12 protein-coding genes, 1 other RNA gene and 1 pseudogene are annotated in these 20,170 nt (G+C 52.9%); 4 read left to right on the top strand and 10 right to left on the bottom strand.

Annotated features, from left to right (window positions below):
• Positions 1-284: 284 nt before the first annotated feature.
• Positions 285-381: signal recognition particle sRNA small type (gene ffs / locus BITS_RS09020), an RNA gene on the bottom strand.
• Positions 382-644: 263 nt separating this feature from the next.
• Between ffs and trhA the strand changes: the two genes are divergently transcribed.
• The 3 genes from trhA (at position 645) to glf (ending at position 3,346) form a co-directional block, all read left to right on the top strand.
• Positions 645-1,505: a PAQR family membrane homeostasis protein TrhA gene (gene trhA / locus BITS_RS08480; RefSeq protein WP_051264366.1), complete on the top strand. Its 861-nt coding sequence runs from the start codon at positions 645-647 to the stop codon at positions 1,503-1,505.
• Positions 1,506-1,513: 8 nt separating this feature from the next.
• Positions 1,514-1,960 carry a GNAT family N-acetyltransferase gene (locus BITS_RS08475; RefSeq protein ID WP_034534104.1) on the top strand — a complete coding sequence of 149 codons (447 nt, stop codon included), beginning with the start codon at positions 1,514-1,516 and terminating at the stop codon, positions 1,958-1,960.
• Between the two features lie 183 nt (positions 1,961-2,143).
• On the top strand, positions 2,144-3,346 hold the full coding sequence (glf, locus tag BITS_RS08470; RefSeq protein WP_154568348.1) for a UDP-galactopyranose mutase: 1,203 nt from the start codon (positions 2,144-2,146) through the stop codon (positions 3,344-3,346).
• A 214-nt stretch (positions 3,347-3,560) separates the two neighbouring features.
• Here glf and BITS_RS08465 read toward each other — a convergent pair whose 3' ends face one another.
• Entirely contained in the window at positions 3,561-4,703 is a 1,143-nt protein-coding gene (locus BITS_RS08465; protein ID WP_026642372.1) for an inositol-3-phosphate synthase, read from the bottom strand.
• A gap of 196 nt (positions 4,704-4,899) precedes the next feature.
• On the opposite strand from BITS_RS08465, the pseudogene BITS_RS08460 reads away from it, so the two are divergent.
• Positions 4,900-7,191: pseudogene (locus BITS_RS08460) on the top strand (transglycosylase domain-containing protein).
• 993 nt (positions 7,192-8,184) lie between these two features.
• Here the strand turns inward: BITS_RS08460 and BITS_RS08455 are convergent.
• The 8 genes from BITS_RS08455 to BITS_RS08420 all read right to left on the bottom strand — a co-directional run bounded on the left by BITS_RS08455 (position 8,185) and on the right by BITS_RS08420 (position 20,024).
• Positions 8,185-10,704: an excinuclease ABC subunit UvrA gene (locus BITS_RS08455; protein WP_044259810.1), complete on the bottom strand. Its 2,520-nt coding sequence runs from the start codon at positions 10,702-10,704 to the stop codon at positions 8,185-8,187.
• Between the two features lie 203 nt (positions 10,705-10,907).
• Positions 10,908-11,945 (bottom strand): LacI family DNA-binding transcriptional regulator, encoded by a 1,038-nt coding sequence (locus tag BITS_RS08450; RefSeq protein WP_026642375.1) that lies wholly within the window; start codon positions 11,943-11,945, stop codon positions 10,908-10,910.
• Between the two features lie 198 nt (positions 11,946-12,143).
• Positions 12,144-13,682 (bottom strand): arabinosylfuranosidase ArfA, encoded by a 1,539-nt coding sequence (gene arfA, locus BITS_RS08445; RefSeq protein ID WP_026642376.1) that lies wholly within the window; start codon positions 13,680-13,682, stop codon positions 12,144-12,146.
• A gap of 274 nt (positions 13,683-13,956) precedes the next feature.
• Entirely contained in the window at positions 13,957-15,048 is a 1,092-nt protein-coding gene (locus BITS_RS08440; RefSeq protein WP_238556585.1) for a glycoside hydrolase family 43 protein, read from the bottom strand.
• A 462-nt stretch (positions 15,049-15,510) separates the two neighbouring features.
• On the bottom strand, positions 15,511-16,416 hold the full coding sequence (locus tag BITS_RS08435) for a carbohydrate ABC transporter permease (RefSeq protein ID WP_238556584.1): 906 nt from the start codon (positions 16,414-16,416) through the stop codon (positions 15,511-15,513).
• Positions 16,413-17,348 carry a carbohydrate ABC transporter permease gene (locus BITS_RS08430; RefSeq protein ID WP_026642379.1) on the bottom strand — a complete coding sequence of 312 codons (936 nt, stop codon included), beginning with the start codon at positions 17,346-17,348 and terminating at the stop codon, positions 16,413-16,415. The genes BITS_RS08435 and BITS_RS08430 overlap by 4 nt, the downstream gene beginning before the upstream one ends.
• A gap of 108 nt (positions 17,349-17,456) precedes the next feature.
• Positions 17,457-18,767 carry an ABC transporter substrate-binding protein gene (locus BITS_RS08425; protein WP_026642380.1) on the bottom strand — a complete coding sequence of 437 codons (1,311 nt, stop codon included), beginning with the start codon at positions 18,765-18,767 and terminating at the stop codon, positions 17,457-17,459.
• Between the two features lie 246 nt (positions 18,768-19,013).
• Positions 19,014-20,024, bottom strand: a complete 1,011-nt coding sequence (locus BITS_RS08420) for a glycoside hydrolase family 43 protein (protein WP_026642381.1) — start codon at positions 20,022-20,024, stop codon at positions 19,014-19,016.
• Between the last annotated feature and the right edge of the window lie 146 nt (positions 20,025-20,170).

Here is a 20,170-nt window from a genome sequence, read left to right as displayed (position 1 = left end):
GCGCATGCGACGCTGCTGCGACGTGGTGCTTTACATGAAGACCGCGGATCCGAGGCCGGAACGATTCGTCACCCCGGAGCTATGGGGGCGGGCGGACTGCCGAACTGGCACGGCATCCCGTCGCCCGCACGGACCATACCGAAGTGCAACGGCCGGCACCCGGAATCGATGCATGGGAAGGAGGTTTCGGCATCAGAAAGGGATGGGCAGGACGACCACTCTGACACGCCGTATTAGACACACATTTTGTCCATTAACCCGACATAGCGCCATTGTAGTGGCGAAATAGAAAACCTCCACGCACCCGTCAGAGGCCACTTACCCTTGCTGCATTCCTGCCCTGGGGGAGTTGGGTGACATAACGCCACATGGAGGCTTTACTAATATACACCATCCTTGGAAAAGTGCACGCCACGAGCGGAGAATAGATTCGCGAAGCATGCAAATGCCATCATTTTTTCGCCATAACACTGTGACGATCGACGAATAATCCACCCTGTGGATTTCCTCATCCATCCAACCGCTCAGCTCCTTTCAACCTTCGAGAAACTCTTCATTCAACGCTCAGCAAAAACCCATCGCGTACCCATGGCATTTCAGTAGCATGGTGCCCAACATCGAGCCCGAATACCAAGGAATGGACCATGACTGCTGACACCGTACCAAGACCTCACGCTGCGGCAAGTCCGGGTTCCGTGACGCCTCACAAACCGCCAACCTCTTCAACAGCTCTCAAAGGCAATACACACCGCACACGCGCACATTCGCTCGGCAATGTCATCGACCACAAAGCAAATTCCGTCACCGCATCCACCTCTGTACAGTCAGCACATACCGATTCCGCACCGGCCGCCCCCACCGATGCCTTCGGTAATCACAAGCCACGAATGCGAGGCTGGCAGCATGCGGTGATGTTGCCAATAAGCGCTGTAATAACAACTGCGATCAGCTTCCTGGCACCTACCACTCTCACCACCGTTGCGAGCATCATATTTGGCATCGCTTCAGCATCGTTATTCTCAATAAGCGCCATGCTTCATGTGGGACATTGGCGCAATATCAATGCGGTGAGCGCACTATGCCGCATCGACTATGCCAATATCTTCTTCCTGATTGCAGCCACGAATACGCCGATAATCATCGCCGCCCAACCACCTTTGCAATGGGCATATCTTGCCGCGATTTGGTTTGCCGCGATACTGGGTGGCATAGCCCGTAATATATGGATGAATGCCCCCGATTGGACTTTCACCATCGTGTACGTCGTATTGGGATTATCGAGCATTGCCATAATCCCCTTGGTATGGGCATCCTTAGGCGCCATACCAGCACTATTGATAATCGCTGGAGGATTGGCATATATTGCAGGCGCCGCATGCTTCGCATTACGCAAGCCCAACCCCATCCCCAATTGGTTTGAATATCATGAAGTATTCCATTTGGGGACAGTATTGGGATATCTTTGCCATGCATCAGCTATCGCCCTCATCATGGCAACCGTATAATCATCATCATGGAATCCTCGTCGCACAATACCAGCCAATTCACTCTGAAATCTTTCGACTCATTGCCTGAAGAGGCACGGCAAATACGCACAGCCGTATTCATGGAGGAGCAGGGATTTGAAGAAGAATTTGACGATATCGATTCGCAGGCCACACACATCGTGGCATACGATGGATCGCACCCTGCCGCAACATGTCGTTTCTTCTGGGACGAAGAGCAGCAAAGTTATGTTATCGGACGAGTGGCCGTCAACAAGCAATACCGCGGTCAGCATCTTGGTTCGACACTGCTTGCGGAAGCAGAGCGACTTATCCGGCAATTGAATGGTGACAGCATACGGTTGGCGGCACAACAGCGTGCCATGCCGTTCTACGCCAGCAATGGATACCATGCCCAAGGAGAGCCATTCCCAGAAGAGGGATGTCCTCATGTATGGATGGTGAAAACGCTGTAATACCACCCTGCTCTTAGTGAGCAGTCAATATTCAAGTGTTCGCATGTACCCATATTGCGCAAAGCATCGGCAAATCCAACTCAACCCTTTCGAGGTACGCTTATAATGCATGCGTAGCAAGGGACTGTCCAACGGTTCCTCTCAATGCAGATACGTACGCACAACGCACACACAGGAGGCTTCATGGCAGCCGACATCACAGAGGAACTTGAAAACGTCGATTTAGTGATTGTAGGCGCAGGCCTATTTGGTCTCACCGTTGCGCAGCAGGCCGTTGAGCACGCCGGAGCGCGAGTGTTGATTTTGGAATCTCGCGACCATATCGGCGGCAACGCATATTCCTATATTGACAAGGAAACCGGCGCCGAGATCCATAAGTATGGTGCCCATCTTTTCCACACCTCCAGTCCGGTGGTCTGGGAATATGTCAATAGGTTCACCAAATTCACCAATTATGTACACCGCGTCTACACCACCCATCGTGGCGAAGTCTTCCCTCTGCCCATCAATCTGGGCACCATCAACCAGTTCTTCCACGCCCACTACACTCCTCAGGAGGCCGAAGCGCTTATCCGCGAACAGGCCGGCGAGCTGGCGAGCAGCGATCCGCAGAATCTCAACGATAAGGGCATTTCCCTTATTGGCCGCCCATTGTATGAGGCATTCATCAAAAATTACACGGGAAAACAGTGGCAAACCGATCCGGCAGAACTGCCTGCTGGCATTATCAACCGCTTGCCGGTGCGCTTCAACTATGACAACCGATATTTCAAGGACACTTGGGAAGGCCTGCCTGAAGACGGGTATACGACTTGGTTTGAGCGCATGATCGATGATCCTCGCATCGATGTTCGTTTGAATACTGATTTCTTCGACACTACCCAGCCATTGAATCGTGACGCGATTGTGGGCAAGGTGCCGGTGGTCTACACAGGTCCTGTTGATCGTTATTTTGATTACAGTCTTGGCGAACTCAAGTGGCGCACAGTGGACTTCGAAGAGGTTCGCTATGACGAAGCCGACCATCTTGGCTGCCCGGTCATGAACTTCGCTGACGCAGACGTGCCATACACCCGCGCAATCGAATTCAAGAACTTCAACCCTGAGCGCCGAGCGCAGCAAAATGCCAATAAAACCGTGGTATGGAGGGAATACAGCCGTACTGCTGAGCGCGGAGACGAGCCCTACTACCCAGTGAACACCCAGACCGACAAGGATTTATACGCACGTTACGCGGATTCGGCGGCGCAGCAACCCTCAGTGGTGTTCGGAGGCCGCTTGGGCACATACAAGTACTACGACATGCACCAAGTGATTGCCACTGCGCTCAACGCTTATGAGCATGATATCGCTTCCCTGCTGGGCGCGAACGAGGAACGTCAATAAACCGCAAAGCATGCTCAAGGCATCACCGCTGACACCAGTGGATGAGAGCATGCTCATTGTTCGCAATAGGAGCGCATCGCGCGCCCCTTTCGAGCGAGCTTTGCTATCGCCGCAATGCGTAGCATTCGTAGCAAATGAATATGGTGGCGGCCGTCCACTCACATGAGTCGGACGGCCGCCACCATATTCACAGGCGATAATTCACAGGCAAAGCCTATGCTCGCCACACATCCTTGCCAGCTTCCTGTGCGGCAGCAACATCGGCGTCCAACTGTTCCTCATTGGCTTCAACATCCCCGGCAATGAAACGCTCAACCAATTGACGTGCTTCATTATCCTCGTGCTGCACAGCAGGAGACTTCATGAAGTAGGCTGAAGGAGCCAAAATCGGGCCGGAGAGATGACGATCCAGAGCGATCTTCGCCGCACGGACGGCATCAATGACGATTCCCGCGGAATTCGGGGAATCCCATACCTCCAGCTTGTATTCAAGATTCAACGGAACATCGCCGAATGTGGTGCCTTCAAGGCGCACGAAGGCGAACTTGCGGTCATCCAACCACGCCACATAATCAGAAGGACCGATATGCACATTGCGCGATTCCATATCATGAGGTACCACTGAAGTGACGGCCCTCGTCTTGGAAACCTTCTTGGATTCCAAACGCGAGCGCTGGAGCATATTCATGAAGTCCATATTGCCGCCCACATTAAGCTGGTAAGTGCGATCCAAACGCACACCACGATCTTCAAACAGTCGAGCCATAACGCGGTGCGTAATGGTTGCACCCACCTGGCTCTTGATGTCATCGCCAACAATCGGGACACCGGCATCGCGGAACTTTTGCGCCCACTCAGGATCGGAAGCGATGAATACCGGAAGGCAGTTCACGAAAGCGCATCCCGCTTCCATGGCGGCCGTGGCATATGCCTTATCCGCTTCTTCGGAACCCACAGGCAGATAGCTCACCAGCACATCCACTTGCTTGTCCTTGAGCACTTGCGCCACATCAACCGGCTCGGCATCGGATTCCTCGATCATCTCGCGGTAGTATTCGCCCAAACCGTCATATGTCGGCCCGCGCAACACTTCAACATCCAGCTTTGGCACATCGGCAAAGGTTATGGTGTTGTTCTGAGAGGCACCGATCGCCTCAGACAGATCCTTGCCGACTTTCAAGGCATCCACATCAAATGCGGTGACAAATTCGATGTCTCGGACGCGGTATCCTCCGAAATTGTTATGCATCAATCCTGGGATCTTGTCATCATCGGCAGTGTCTTTGTAATATTCCACGCCTTGAATTAAGGATGAGGCACAATTGCCCACGCCAGCGATGGCTACGCGAATGCCCATAGGAATCCCTCCTGATATGTTGTCAAGCATTGCATTACAAAGCTCAAGCATAACCCCGAATTCCTGAAAAATCACATGGAATGTAAACCGGTACACATCATTGCTACGTTTGGTTTTCGTATTGCTTGAAGAGTACATTTGTGAGAGTTCCGAGCATACGGGCGGCATTCTCAGGGGCAACAGTTACCTTGGAGACATGGTTTCACAGACTCGTAGCGCATCTTCGCGTGGTGCCAGCAATCTGTCTGGCAACAAAACACGCAGCACACGGAGCACCACACAACGTAACGCAGCGTCCCGTCACGCAGGAGGCGGAACTCATCGTTCCAAGGGGAACGGCCCGAAACAAAAGGGACGCAAGAAGCATCTTCTGCTCAAATGGATTTTGGGCATAATCGGCGCCATCATCGTGCTCGGCGTCGCGGCATTCGCATATCTGTATATCACTACGGAAATCCCCCAGCCAGAAAAAATCGCCATGTCCCAAAAGACCACGGTCTATTACTCGGACGGCACCACGGAAATGGCTCATTCGCCGATCAGAACCGAGAGATCATCGACTGTTCCGTCCTGCCCAAATATGTGGGACAGGCCATCGTCGCATCGGAAAACCGAACCTTTTACACCGATAGCGGCATTGACCTCAAGGGCATAGCACGAGCCTTCTTCAATAACGTCACCACCGGCTCTCGTCAAGGTGGATCCACCATAACCCAGCAATATGCCGAACGGTATTATCTGGGTGAAACAACGTCATATCTCGGCAAGGCCCATGAGGCCATTCTCGCCCTGAAAATCGCACAGACACAGGATAAAGACACTGTGCTATGCAATTATATGAACACCATTTATCTCGGTCGCGGAGCCTACGGTATTCAGGCGGCAGCCAAGGCTTATTTCAACAAGGACGCCAAGGACCTGACCATTTCCGAGGCAGCCATGCTTGCAGGCATCATCTGCGCCAAGCTCTTGGGATCCAGCAATCAATCTCGAGCAGGCCACCTCTCGATTCAATCGAGTCATCAATATCATGAAAGAAGATGGCTATATCACCTCAGATGAGGCATCACAGGCTGCTATGCCGGAGACAGTCGCCAATACTCAGGAAGACGTCTACAGCGGCCCAAAGGGCTATTTGTTGCAAATGGTCCGCGACGAGCTCACCAGCAGTGGCTCATTCACAGAAGATGATCTTGATACCGGCGGATACAAAATCGTCACCACGATTGACAAAGCCAAGCAGGACTTGATGTTCCAGGTGGCCAGCCCATCACAAGGCGGAGCCGGCGTCGTTCCGGATGGATTGCAAATCGGCAGCATGTCCGTCAATCCGAAGGATGGCTCCATGATCTCGCTGTATGCAGGCGATGATTACCTGACCAAACAGCTGAACAACGCCACACAGGCTCGATATGAGCCGGGTTCGACCATGAAACCTTTCGCGCTATTGGCCACGGTTCAGCAGGGCGTCAGCCTTGAGACAACCTTCAACGGCAATTCGCCGCAGTCTTTCACCGGCATCTCTTCACCCGTGCAGAACTTCGGCAACCAAAGCTACGGTTACATCAACCTTTCCACCGCAACCGCATACTCGGTGAACACCGTCTATATGGCCTTGCAGGAGAAGCTGGGAGCCGCGAAGGTTGCAGAAACCGCAGTTACCGCAGGTATGGATGCCGATCATGTAACAGGCGACAACCCCTTCACGGTTCTTGGCAACGACAGCGTTCATGTCAGCGAGGTTGCTCGCGCATACGCAACTATCGCCAATAACGGCAATAAGCCCACGCTGCATATCGTTTCCAGTGTGACGAATTCCGAGAATAAAGAGCTCTACCAAGCTCCTACCTCCACCGAGTCGGTCTTTACTCAGAACGACACATCATTGGTAGAAAAGGCCATGACCGGAACCATCCAGTATGGAACCGCAACCGAGGCTCGTTCAGTGGGCAAGACAATGGCGGGCAAATCAGGTACGGCAAACGATAGCACCGCTGGCAGTTTCGTCGGTTTCACTCCGAATACCGTCACCGTTTTTGCCATGTGGTATCCGGATGCCGATGGCAATCCGCAGGAGATCCCATCATTCAGCGGATACAGCGGCGGCAGTGATTACCCGATTCATCTGTTCACCGAGTATATGAAGCAAGCTCTGGCAGACACTGCCGACGAAGCCTTCCCGACTCCTACTGACACCGGCAAGATCGGCGGCACGGATGGCACTTGGGGCACCGGTTCGCGTAGCAGCAGCACGCAACAGCAGACCCCACGCCAGGAAAGCCAGGATACCGAGCAACAAAACTCCACCCAGCAGAACTCCGGTTCCGGTAGTGGCAGCGGTGACGGTTCCTCCGATTCGGATTCAAACGGCACCACACCTGAAAGCGGGAATGGCACGCCTACCGATGGAACCAGTGGAAGCAACGGCAGCGGCAACAGCGGCGGGACAGACGGTTCAACCAACACCGATACAAGTGGCGGCCAATAGTAATGAATGAATAAGCCGCGACACCATCCACACATGTGGTGCAGCGGCATCAAAATCGCACCTTCGATCAACGAATCTGAATTGCTTCAGTTCGGCTTTCGGGGGTGCGATTTACTATTCCCCTTACACCACATTGCAATGTCCCTGAGCCGTCAAATGCTCACCTGCGATATTGATGGTCTTGAACCATTTCAATTTTCCCAATATGTTTCATCGCACACATATACGAACAGCTCGTCATCGAGCCTCTTCCTCTGCATATCGATTGGCAATAAGGTAACGGCAATATTAAACGATGCGCATTCAGCTCTGTCGTATTGAATACTGTGTTCGTCTGTGATGGATATGGCCATGCCATTCAAGAAAAGCAATGTGATATGGAAGCGCCAAACTTCGAATACCGATCCCTACTATAATCATGGAGGTGATTATGTCGGACGGGCTGAGGAAGAGAAGAGTTATCCAGATTATGATCGGGGAATCCTTCAGTTATGAGAAGGTTCGCTCTTTAGGAGACGCGGCGACAGCTTTCGGGACTGAGATAACTGGCATAGGCGCGGTGAAGAGCCCATGCTTCGCCTGAAACTGAGACGTCCGGAATGGACCCGATCACATGTCTGGGGTTGGTTCAGCGCAATCCTGTCTATCACCGTTCCGGTGATATCGATTGCGTACTGGCTGCGAGGAGGTGACGCATTGATCGCGTGGCTGCTGGTGGCGCCGGTCGCATTCTGCTGGCTTGACTCCGTAAGCAGGATGATAGAAGGGACAAAACGACGGCCAGACAGATCAAGCACACCTATAGACACACCCAAGTCGTAGTTTGACGAAGGCATGAGGGGTGCCTTCCCCAAGTACTTTGCCCTATCCGAGGCGCATACCCAAAGTACACAGTATGGCGCTCATGCCGGAATCCGAATAACACATGGATCAAGCCCGATGATTGCATGTGCACTTTCACCACAGTAGATCACTTATTACGATCACGTAGCGTTAGCGCAAATACTTCCCCGTAATACTTTGTGAAGACTGAGCGATCTCCTCAGGAGTTCCAATAGCGACAATTCGCCCGCCTGATTCTCCTCCGCCTGGCCCCATATCAATGATGTAATCGGCATTGGCAATCACGTCCAAATCATGCTCGATAACAATAACCGTTGCACCTTGGTCAATAAGTGTTTGGAATACCCCCAAAAGCGTGCGTACATCTGAAGGATGCAAGCCAATGCTCGGCTCATCGAATACAAATAGCGATGCCGACTGCCCCTTGCCCATTTCACTTGCCAACTTCAGGCGCTGTGCCTCTCCACCCGACAGACTCGGAGTTTCTTCGCCCAGCGTCAAATATCCCAATCCCAAATCGTGCAGCACTTGAAGCCGTCGACTTATCGATTTCAAGCCGGCGCACGCCTCCAAGGCAGAATCGACATCCATCGACATCAGCTCCGGCAACGAATATTCCTTGTAATCCGCACCCTTTCGCCGTATGTTCCCCGCTTCCTTGGCATATCTCGAGCCACGGCATTGAGGACAAGGAATATCCACATCAGGCAGGAATTGCACATCGAGACTGATAACACCCGTTCCATCACAGACCGGGCATCGCAACGCTCCGGTATTGTATGAGAACGCACCGGCCTTATATCCCAAGCGCTTGGCCTCAGGAGTCCGTGCATAGAGCTTGCGCAGCTCATCGTGCACATTGGCATAGGTTGCCACTGTTGATCGCACATTAATACCAATCGGAGAGGCATCAATCAATTTCGCCTGTTCAATGCCAGCAGCTTCGATACTCCGCACATGCTTAGGCAATTGTTCTTTTGCAGACGCTGCTTGCAAACCAGGTATGAGACTTTCCAAAACCATAGTGGTCTTGCCGGATCCGGATACACCAGTGACCACCGTCAAACGACCTTTGGGAATGTCGACTTCAAGTGGCTTGACGGTGTGAATTGAATCGGTGGACATGCGGATATGTCCAAACTCGAATATGGAATCCTTCTCGATCCGATCCCTCACGCGAGCTGGATGATCAAGTTTCAAGAACGGACCGATTCTGGAGTTTTTATCATTCGTTATCGTTTCGATAGTGCCTTGGGCGATGACATTGCCGCCTGATTTGCCAGCGACCGGCCCCATTTCGATCATCCAGTCAGCCTCAGCAAGCACCTGGGTGTCATGATCGACCACGAGTACGGAATTGCCATCCGCGACCAGATCTCTCATAACTCCAATAAGTCCTGTGACATTGGAGGGATGCAGTCCTATGGATGGTTCGTCCAAGACATACACCACACCAGTGCTGCGATTTCGCACAGCACGAGCCAGTTGCATACGCTGGCGTTCACCAGTGGACAACGTTGAGGTTGCACGGTCGAGAGTCAGGTAACCGAGGCCGAGCTCTTCCAATCGCTTCGCCGATGTGAGGTAGGACTCAACAATGCTGTGAGCCATAGGGCGCATCGCTTCCGGCAATGTTGGCTCAATACCTGTCACCCACTCACTGAGCTTCTCCAAGGTCATAGCACACACTTGGCCAAGATTGAGATCACGGATTTTCGGCGCCCTGGCAGCGTCCGAAAGACGCGTTCCGCCACATTGAGGACACGTCTCCTGCTTAAGGAAACGCTCCACACGCTTCATGCCCTTATCGTCCTTGACCTTCGACAAGGCGTTCTCCACAGTGTATGTGGCATTGAAGAAGGTGAAGTCAAGCTCCCCAGCCTGATTGGTCTTTTTCGAATGATAGAGAATATGCTTCTTCTCCTGTGGACCGTTATAAACGATATCCTTTTCCTTGTCGCTCAGCTGCGAAAAGGGCACGTCAGTCCGCACGCCCATCTCTCGGGCCACATCCGTCATAATCGACCACATCAGCGAATTCCACGGCGCTACAGCTCCTTCGTCTATGGTCAAGGACTCATCCGGCACCAAGGTCGACTTATCTACTGTCCGTACGATTCCAGTGCCACCGCAACGATCACAGGCGCCCTGACTATTGAATGACAACTCTTCTGCAGACGGTGCGTAGAAATGCTCTCCACATTGATCGCATACCAATTCACGTTCTGCTGCCACATCCAGTGTCGGGGCAACATAATGCCCGTTGGGACAACGGTGACTTGCCAGTCTGGAAAACATTAGCCGCAGGCTATTGAGCAATTCCGTGCCCGTACCGAATGTGCTTCTCACACCGGGAATGCCTGGACGTTGATGAAGGGCCAGAGCCGCCGGAACATACCGCACCTCATCAACCTGAGCCTTGGATGCTTGGGACATGCGCCTGCGCGTATATATGGACAGTGAGTCGAGATATCGCCTGGATCCTTCTGCATACACCACGCCCAAAGCCAATGAAGACTTGCCAGAGCCTGACACCCCTGCTGCAGCCACGATCTCATGCAACGGAATATCAACATCGATATTCTTCAAATTGTGTACGCGAGCGCCGCGAATTTCGATGGCTTGTGGAATATTCCGCTCGTCTTGAGTTCGTTTTCCCTCTGATTGCATTGTTTTCTGCACAACCTTCTTCATGCCCATCTGCAAGCACAGCATTCAGCGGTTACAAGCCTGACCAACCCACAGCTCGCTGTACCGCCCGGCACGCGCAGTGATAACCCTGTACTTTGCACATCCTGTCCTATGCGGCCATTGTATCGATGTGTTAACGAATACGCCTTCAGAAAGCGGGTGCGCATCGAGGTCACAACCGGTCAGAGCGCGGTGGACTCTCGTTCCACAATGGTGAAATCAGTGGTATACGTGCGCGCTTCACCTTGATATCCCTCGATGCGTTCGATGAGCATATCCACAGCATGCTTGGCATAGTCGTCAATGAACGGATCCACAGTGGTCAACGCGGGTGTTGAGTAGCTCGCTTCCGGCACATTATCGAAACCTACGACTTGGATGTCCTGAGGAATGCGCAATCCACTTACTTGCAACTCATGCATTGCTCCGAAAGCCAAGGCGTCATTCAAGCAGATCAAGGCATCCGGGCGTATTCCCGAATCAAGCATATTGCGCACGGCACTTCTGCCACTTTCTCCCAACATGCATTCCCATGTCAAGAGCAGATCCCAATTGACTTCGATATCATGCTCGCACAAGGCCTGCATATAACCCTGAATGCGCAGTTCTTGCGTGCCTTCTTCTGCCTCAAGATGCTCTCCATGCGCACCGATACGCTCCGGAACGCCCAGCACCGCTATGGAACGACAGCCCGCCTCAATAAGGCGAGAGGTCACCGCATGCATGGCTTGACGATTAGGCATGGTCACCCAATCCGTCTTGCTATGAGCAAGATAATCACCCACCAGCACAATAGGATATGGCTGTTCAAGCAATGCGCCCTCTTGTTCAAAAGGCCTATCCGCAAACATTATCCAACCATCCGCAGGCAGACGATGGGTTTCATCGATTATTGCCGACAAACCCCTACCGTCCTCACCGTAGGTGTTGATGATAACTCCATAACCGCATTTGCGAGCCGCAGCAATAACCGTATCGACGAGATACGGAGCGAAAGGCTGAGAGAAGTCAAATATGGCGAGGCCCAGAAGCTTGGTGCTGCCGGTTTTGAGCGAGCGCGCAGAAATATTGATTGCGTAACCGAGTTCTTTCATTGACTCCTGCACACGCTGCTTGGTGGATGGCCGCATGCTTCCGGTGTTATTGAGCACATTGGAAACGGTTTTTATAGAGACACCGGCATGCTGGGCCACATCTTTGATTGTTACGCGTTTACCCACTGTCATTCGCCCGCCATCCGTTTACCATTTCGATTCGCGTCATATCGCGTTTCTGTACCTACCATACCAGCGCCGCAGCCGGCGATTTGCAGCACGGATCATCGGTATCGCACTTCATCGTATCGCGAATGCCATATGGCTGTGTGCCCTGTCCGAAGGTCGTACCTTGGCAGAGCACACAGCCCTTCATCCCTCAAACTATGCAATATGAATTGCCGTCCACGACACTGGAGACAAGGTGATGCTTACCTTTCCATCGCTTATTGCTGCACTGGTATTGGTCTGCATGCCAACACGATTCTGGTCATCGACGGTATTCTTCGCATTGATATCGTCATCATGGAGCGTCTGCGCCTCAACCGTGGAGTATGCGCCATCATCGGGCAAAGACACCGTGAACTGAGCCGTCTGTTCAAGTGATCGATTCACCGCGAACACCGTCATCGAACCGTCTTCTCCTCGTACGGCAACGGCATTCACCGTGTCAACATCACCGAAGCGTTCGGTATGATGCTGTGCGCTATCCAGCTTTGGAGCCAGCACCGTGCCGTTCTTGGCATATTTGGAAGTGAGCGCAAAGGGGAAGAATGTGGTTTGACGCCAGGCGTCGCCGCCGGCCTCGGTCATGATGGGCGCGATAACATTGACCAATTGTGCCAAGGATGCTGCATGCACTCGATCGGCATTCTTCAACAGGGTTATCAGCAGGTCGCCGAATACCACGGCATCGGCCACGGAATACACGTCTTCCAGCAAATGCGGAGCCACCGGCCAATTGCCGATGCCCTTCGCTGTCTGGCTTGCCTCCGCGTTTTGGTACCACACATTCCATTCATCGAAGGAAATGTAGACCTTATGATCGCTCTTCAGCCGTGCCTTGGTGGCATCGATAGTCGCCGCCACATCGCGAATGAAGCCATCCATATCCACGCCTGAAGCGAGGAAGCTTGCCATATCACCATTTTCCGGCTGATAGTAGGCATGGCAGGAAATGAAGTCCACATCGTTGTATGTCTTCTCCAGAACCGTTTCTTCCCAAGATCCGAATGTTGGCATGCCGTGAGCGGATGAGCCGCATACCACCAATTCCACATCGGGGTCGATCATGCGCATTCCCGCTGCGACCGAGGCGGCCAAGGTTCCGTAATCTTCGGCATTCTTGTGACCAGTCTGCCACGGCCCGTCCATTTCGTTACCGAGGCACCACATACGAATATCGAATGGTTTGTCGCTGCCATTGGCACGTCGCTGCTCCGACAATGCGGTCCCTGAAGGGATATTGGCATATTCCAAGAGATCAAGCGCTTCTTCCAGCCCTCGCGTGCCAAGGTTGACGGCCTCCATGAGTTCGTTGCCGCCGACCTTGTTCAGCCAAGCAACCATCTCATGCAGACCGAACTGATTGGTTTCTGTGGAATGCCATGCCAGATCAAGGCGGCGAGGACGCTGTTCCTTTGGACCAACGCCATCTTCCCAGCGATATCCGGACACAAAATTTCCTCCCGGATAACGAATCGTGGTCACTCCCAGTTCACGGACCAGATCAATCACATCCTGGCGGAATCCTTCTTCGTCCGCCTTCGGATGACCCGGCTCGTAAATCCCTTCGTATACGCAGCGACCGAGGTGTTCCACAAAGGAACCGAAGAGACGGGGATTCACCTTATCCACCACGAATGCGTTATCAACGACCAGAGAGGCCTCAACCGATTGAGGCGATGGCGCAACGTCACTCATTGCATTTCCTTTCTGCACGGCTTGCCGCGCGGTGTTACTCGTGGCGCATTGCTCCATTCAGATGCAATGCAGACCTTATGCTGCACAACCGGTCATTGGCAGAATGACAGCTAGTACAACCTTGTACTTTATCGTTATAAAGGACAGTATACATATCGATTTCAGTGCTCACAACAACGCGCCGCGAACAGTGCCAGCTTCATATAGATCGGCCGCTTGCGATATTGCCTAGGCGCGCTTCACAACAATCACTCCGACACCACGAGGAACCTGTTCACAGCAATGCCCTCAAGCGCTCGTATTCGGCTCGCGTCAACGACGCCACACCACCATGTTTGGTATGTTCCCGCAGGGAGAATGTTTCATCACGCAAAGGCCGCCATCCACGATCCAAATCATCGGCGACCATAGGACGGTACCCGACCGAGGGGATGACATCCACGAATAAATACCACAGTTGCCGACCGTCAGCAGTTGGATGTGCAGCGAAAACCGCAGGGCCTTCCACTCCGTGTCCTACTTCGTATTCATCACCGATATTGGTTTGCACACGCCGCCATTGCGTCTTCGGCTCCCACCATCGCGGCTCGTCCGTCGAATCCATCCAAATGCCATTGCCGAAGCTATTGTCTTTGGTGATGCGATAGGTGCGTACTCCCCCATCCGGAAGCGGACGCTGAATCATGGTGGTATCGATGGAATTGCCTCCGGTATCGATAAACACTCCACCAAATTCATAGCTTTGCTGCGAAAAATCGGTGGTCACCCCCCAGAGAACCTTATCGACAACCGTCTCATCCTTATGCCCAGGATCATCTGCCGCAAACATCTTGGAAGACCAATAGAGCACAAAGGCGCCTCGTCCGCCCTCGTGTCCGACTGGATAATAATCCGGCACCCACAGGCACTCACACGCCCAAGCCATGCCCAGTTCCAGACGCGAACCGTCAGGAAGCATTGCCATATCCAGCATATGCGGCTCACTCCAATGCACCAGATCCTCTGACTGCCACACAATCAGTGAAGTGCTGCCATGATGAGACCATTCATACCAATTTCCGCCACGCTCAGTGCCGCGTTCGCCGCCGAATACACGCAGATCCGTGGCAAGAATCGTCCACACTCCGCTCTCAGGATTTCGGATGATATGCGGATCGCGCACCCCTGTGGTTCCGATATCGGAAGTCAGAATCGGCTCACCGCCTTTGAGCGGGAGCCATTTACGCGGATTGTCGCCATCCGAGATGTCCAGATATATGCGTTCCGCATACCCTTGGGGATCTTCGCGGAAATGTACGAGAACGTAACCATATGCTTCGTCATCTTGAGACGAAACCTTAATATCACCCAACTGATCCACTGACACGCTCACTCCTTCCCGGCGAGGCCGAGGCCGACTTCAATACCGAAGTCCACACACCGTTCACGCGATCACGAATGCTGCCTTATGGCGAAAGACCGTCAATCCGGCAGAAAACCCATGCAACGATTGCCGCTTGCATAAGCCTTCCAAAGTAACCGCTACATATTTTTGCCGCATTAACTCTATCAGTACAACGTTTACGCAACGCCGTTAGCCCGTCATGTCAGCAACACAATGCGCCGCAATATCAGATAGAACCTCTTACGGAAGCACTCTTGGATAACCCGTGCATCGAAGCTCGCAAATCAGCGAGCACCGTGATATGTCACATACCAAGCAAAGAAAAAGGTGCGGCCATGACGCACTTTGGCCGCACCTTGAGCAGCGCCCGATCAGCGCTGCGTAGGAGGAAAGGGACGTATCCCCACCATGCCTATTGGAATAGGCAGCTTTACTTCATACCCGTCATGGCAATGCCTTCAACGAATCGCTTTTGCACGAAGAAGAACACCACCAGCAAAGGCAGAGCGGAAATAAGGCACCGGCCATAACCACGCCGTACGGGGTCACAGAAGAACCATGACCGGTCAGCATTGCCAAACCTGCCGTAATGGTTCTGGTTTCCGGCTTGGATGTCATGATCAAAGGCCACAGCAGGTCATTCCAGTTACCCATGAAGTTGAACATTCCCACGGTCAAAATTGCAGGAATTGCATTGGGCAGAATGATCTGAGCGAAGATGCGGAATTCACCGGCGCCGTCAATACGAGCCGCATTGTCCAAATCCTTGGGAATGGAGATGAAGAACTGACGCAACAGGAAGATGCCGCCAACATCAGCCATACGAGGGATGATGATGCCCCAGTAGCTGTTCACCAAACCCATGCCAGCAAGCAGCTTATAGACAGGGATAAGCAGTGCCATGCCAGGAATCATCATGGTTGCAATAAGCACACCGAGCAAAAGGCCGCGACCCTTGAAATCCACACGAGAGAGTCCGTATGCGGCCAAGGAATCGAAGAACACCGACACTATGGTGACCACGCCTGCGAAGACCACCGTGTTCAACATTTCGCGTCCGACAGGAAGCCTTTGGAACAGCGAGGTGTAGTTTTCCAAGGTGAACGCGGACGGAATAACCTTAGGAGGCCATGTCTGCGTAACGGCATTTGGCGTAAATGACACAAGCAGCACGATAATCAGCGGGAACACCATAAGAATGGTGATGAGCACCAAGGCGAAGTACGACCAGAACAAGCCTATGCGGCGACGGGTCGTGGCCTTCTTGCGTAGGCGCGCATTTTCTTCGTTGATTCGAGCATTCATCTCTTCGAGGCTCTCGCTGGAAGCCGTCTTTGTTGCTGCACTCATGCGATTTCCTCCTTTTCATGCTTGGCATTGGTGTACAGCTGGATCAGGCCCACGATCAGGGTCATAATCAGCAATACATACGACAGAGCAGATGCATATCCAAGCTTGCCGTTACCGAAGGCTTCGGTGTAAATGCGGTACACAATGGTTTCCGTCGCGCGATCAGGGCCGCCGGATGTCAGGATGAACACCTGATCGAAGACCTGGAAGGAACCGATCAAACCGAAAATCACCACATAGTTGAAGGTTGGACGCAGTGCGGGAAGCGTAATATAACGGAACTTCTGCCATGCCGAAGCACCATCCAAAGAAGCCGCTTCATACAATTCCTGCGAGATTCCCTGCAGACCCGCAAGGAAGATCACCATAAAGTATCCGAAATTCTTCCATACCGTAATGAATACGATCGTCGCCATTGCGGTTTCGCGGGTTCCCAACAGATTGAGATGCGCCACACCCGTGAGCTGCTGGAACCAATACGGGACCAGGCCAAGCGAAGGAGAAAGGATAAACTGCCATGCTATGGCCGCAACGGTCAAGGAGATCACGAAGGGCAGGAACATGCAGGTGCGGAAGAATCCGACAAACTTCAGATCCTTGCGATTGAGCAGCAGTGCAAAAGCGAGCGCCACAATGACGACAATCGGGGCATAGAGCACCGCGTACACCAAGGTGTTCTTGATATCAGTCCAGAAATCTTGGTTTTGGAAAAGCTTGAGGTAATTATCAAGGCCGACAAACTTGCCTGATCGATTGATACGGTCAGTGGTCAGTGATGTCAGGAAAGTCTTTACGGCTGGATAGAAGACGAAGATTGCGAGAATGATGAGCGCAGGTGCCGTGAACAGAATGCCGGTTCGCATATCACGACGCGATATGGCTTTCTTGTTCTCCTTGGCAACCTTGTGCGCTTCGTGCGTTGCAGCAGACATGGTTTCCTCCAAATACCGGTAGCTGTGGGTCGTAGCAACGGCCGCACGAGGCGGACTGCCTGATGCGGCCGTTTGGGTTAGCTGATCGGCGACCCGTCAGCCGGAATTTTAGTTTTCAGCGTACTCGTCCAGATATCCCTGGATCTTGGACTGCGCCTCATCCAGCAGAGACTGAATATCGTCATCCGTACGAGTGGTATTCGTGGTCAGCGTATCCAAGGTGGCAGCGATGTCACCGAAGCCACCCTTCAGGCCTGCGATGCCGATGAAGGACTTGCTGGTATTCTCGGAGATCTTGGCGATCAAAGGACGCTCAGAAAGCTCGTCAGCGGTTACTGTGGTGTTGTTCGGCGGATATGCGGAGCCCAGAGACCACTTCACCTGATTGTCGTGGTTGTTGTAATACTTGAAGAACTCATAGATGCCGTCCTTCTTTGCACTGTCGCCAACCTGGGAAGTGACCCACCAGTACAGGCCGGTCGAACCGATGTTGGAACCCTTGGTGCCGTCAGGATAGGTGTAGGAACCGGAGCCATCCGGAACCGGGAAGAGATCGTGGTTGATGCCCTTGTCGGTTGCGGCCTGGTCTTCCCACGGTCCGACGATCACCATTGCGGACTGACCGGATTCGAAGGACTCACGCGCTGCGGTGTCATCCATACCGGGAACGGTATATCCACCCTTGTAGAATCCACGCATCTTCTCGAGGAATGCCTTATTCTCCTCGGAATTGATGGAGACCTTGCCATCTGTGGTGTACAGGCCGGTGCCGTTGCCCTTCATGAACGGAGCCCAACCCGCATCAGCGAGAGCGATGCCATACTGAGAACCATCGGACTTCGTGAGCTTCTTGGCCACTTCGAGCAGCTGATCCCAGGTCTGCGGGATATCAGCGTCGGTCAAGCCTGCGGCCTGCCACATATCGGTGTTGTACCAGACGGCAGTCGGTGCGTAGCCCATTGGCACTGCGCACTTTTCTTCATTGCCGTCGACATTGAAAGTAATCTGGTCGACAACGTTTTCGATGTAATTATCGGTTTCGTTGTCCTTATTGTCATAGAAATCGCTGACGCACTGGAATGTTCCATCCAGCGACCAGCCCTGTCCGTTGTCTGCGCCGGTGGTGACGAAATCTGGACCGTCACCCGAGGTGACCTTGGTTACCATGGTCTCGCCAATGGTGCTCCAAGGCTGGAGCTGTGCGTCAATTTCATACTTGTCCTGGGACTTATTGAACCCATCGACGATGGACTGCAAGGTCTTGCCATCAGCTTCGGAGAAGCCGTGCCACATGGTGATTTTCACTTTGCCGTCAGCAGTTGTTTCAGCGTCATTGGATGAAGAACCGCATCCCGCCAAGCCCATCGCAAGGGCAAGCGTCGCCGCCGCGGCAGCCATCAAGCTTTTCTTAAATTTCATGGATCTCTCCTTATTGCTTCCAGACCACGGAACCACCGCAATCCCATTCGTCGCAAATCGGCAACCTCGATATTCCTGCCATTCGCCGCTCTGCGGGCAGCAGGTGGTGCATATCAACGTCATTGCTGGTTGTCCGTGAGCGTCACCGCTCATTTGCAACGTTGTAATTGAAATTATATCGTGTTTTCTATCGTTGTACAAATGAAGGACACGCCGATATTACCCGACGTTTTCCTCCTATTCACCTCACAACTTTGTGCCAGCCTGAGGACCGCCATCCGCAGGAAGCACTTCGGTAGTCGAAGGCGACCAGACCACATCCGGCTCTGGGACGCCGAAGTCGGGGCCTGCCTCTGTCCACCGGACCACGCCCACACGAGCATGGCGATTGGGGTCAAACAAGGGGTCACCCTTAATTTCCGTGTAGTTGCGGGCATGATAGATCATCAAATCAGTGACTCCATCCTCAGCCTTGACGAATGAATTATGCCCCGGACCGTACTGCCCGTTCTTTTCGCATGTTTTGAATACTGGCACCGGACTCTTGACCCACGACTTCGGATCGAGAAGATCGCTGCCATGCTTTGCCGCAAGCAGGCCGACTGCATATGGAACGCCGGTGCCTGACGCCGAGTAAGCAATATAAATATCCTCGCCGTGCCGCAATACCGCCGGTCCTTCATTCACTAGGAAATCAACGCATTCCCAGTCATATTCAGGCTTGCTCAGCATCACAGGGTCTCCGGCCAGCGTCCACGGATTCTCCATGGCAGCGATATACAGATTTGAATTGCCTGCAATTGCGGGATCTTTCTGCGCCCAGATAAGGTACTGCACGCCGTCAATGACCTCAGTGGTGGCGTCCAAAGAGAACGAGTCGATAGGAGTCTTGATTTGCCCCTTCTCCTCCCAGTGATCGCTGGTCGGGTCATCGTCCTTGTTTTCCAAAACATACATGCGATGCGTAGGAAGTCCGGACTCCTCGAATTCGCGCTCGGCAGCGGCGAAATAGATGTACCATGCATCATTCACTCGATGGAGCTCAGGAGCCCAGATGTATTTGCTCATCGGTCCGGATTCATGTTTGCGCCATACCACGGTTTCAGGCGCGGCCTGCAGTTCATTGATCGAGGAGGCATGCCGTATGGCAATGGTGTTGTACTCCGGATCCGAACCAGTGAAATAGTATTCATCGCCGACTTTCAGCACCCAGGGATCAGCGCGCTGAAGCACGACGGGATTGTTATAAACAACCATGTTTACCAACCTCTTCAAGCCAAGTGGTTCAAGATTTACAACGTTGAATATATCAGCTTTACAACGTTGAAACAAGACGGCGAGTCCGATTAGAGCAACAGACTTCCAATTACTCTCAACAATCCAAGCCAAAACTGTGCGCTCTG

The organism is Bifidobacterium tsurumiense (assembly GCF_000741765.1).
Taxonomy (GTDB): Bacteria; Actinomycetota; Actinomycetes; order Actinomycetales; family Bifidobacteriaceae; genus Bifidobacterium; species Bifidobacterium tsurumiense.
Note: the sequence above shows the minus strand (reverse complement) of the source record. Positions and strands in the feature narration are given on the sequence as shown.

What these genes read in the sequence shown, in the direction of transcription:
- glf (WP_154568348.1), top strand. Translation starts at nt 2,144, where the DNA reads ATGGCAGCCGACATCACAGAGGAACTTGAAAACGTCGATTTAGTGATT.
- BITS_RS08455 (WP_044259810.1), bottom strand. Translation starts at nt 10,704, where the DNA reads ATGCAATCAGAGGGAAAACGAACTCAAGACGAGCGGAATATTCCACAA.
- BITS_RS08475 (WP_034534104.1), top strand. Translation starts at nt 1,514, where the DNA reads ATGGAATCCTCGTCGCACAATACCAGCCAATTCACTCTGAAATCTTTC.
- arfA (WP_026642376.1), bottom strand. Translation starts at nt 13,682, where the DNA reads ATGAGTGACGTTGCGCCATCGCCTCAATCGGTTGAGGCCTCTCTGGTC.
- trhA (WP_051264366.1), top strand. Translation starts at nt 645, where the DNA reads ATGACTGCTGACACCGTACCAAGACCTCACGCTGCGGCAAGTCCGGGT.
- BITS_RS08425 (WP_026642380.1), bottom strand. Translation starts at nt 18,767, where the DNA reads ATGAAATTTAAGAAAAGCTTGATGGCTGCCGCGGCGGCGACGCTTGCC.
- BITS_RS08435 (WP_238556584.1), bottom strand. Translation starts at nt 16,416, where the DNA reads ATGAGTGCAGCAACAAAGACGGCTTCCAGCGAGAGCCTCGAAGAGATG.
- BITS_RS08420 (WP_026642381.1), bottom strand. Translation starts at nt 20,024, where the DNA reads ATGGTTGTTTATAACAATCCCGTCGTGCTTCAGCGCGCTGATCCCTGG.
- BITS_RS08430 (WP_026642379.1), bottom strand. Translation starts at nt 17,348, where the DNA reads ATGTCTGCTGCAACGCACGAAGCGCACAAGGTTGCCAAGGAGAACAAG.
- BITS_RS08465 (WP_026642372.1), bottom strand. Translation starts at nt 4,703, where the DNA reads ATGGGCATTCGCGTAGCCATCGCTGGCGTGGGCAATTGTGCCTCATCC.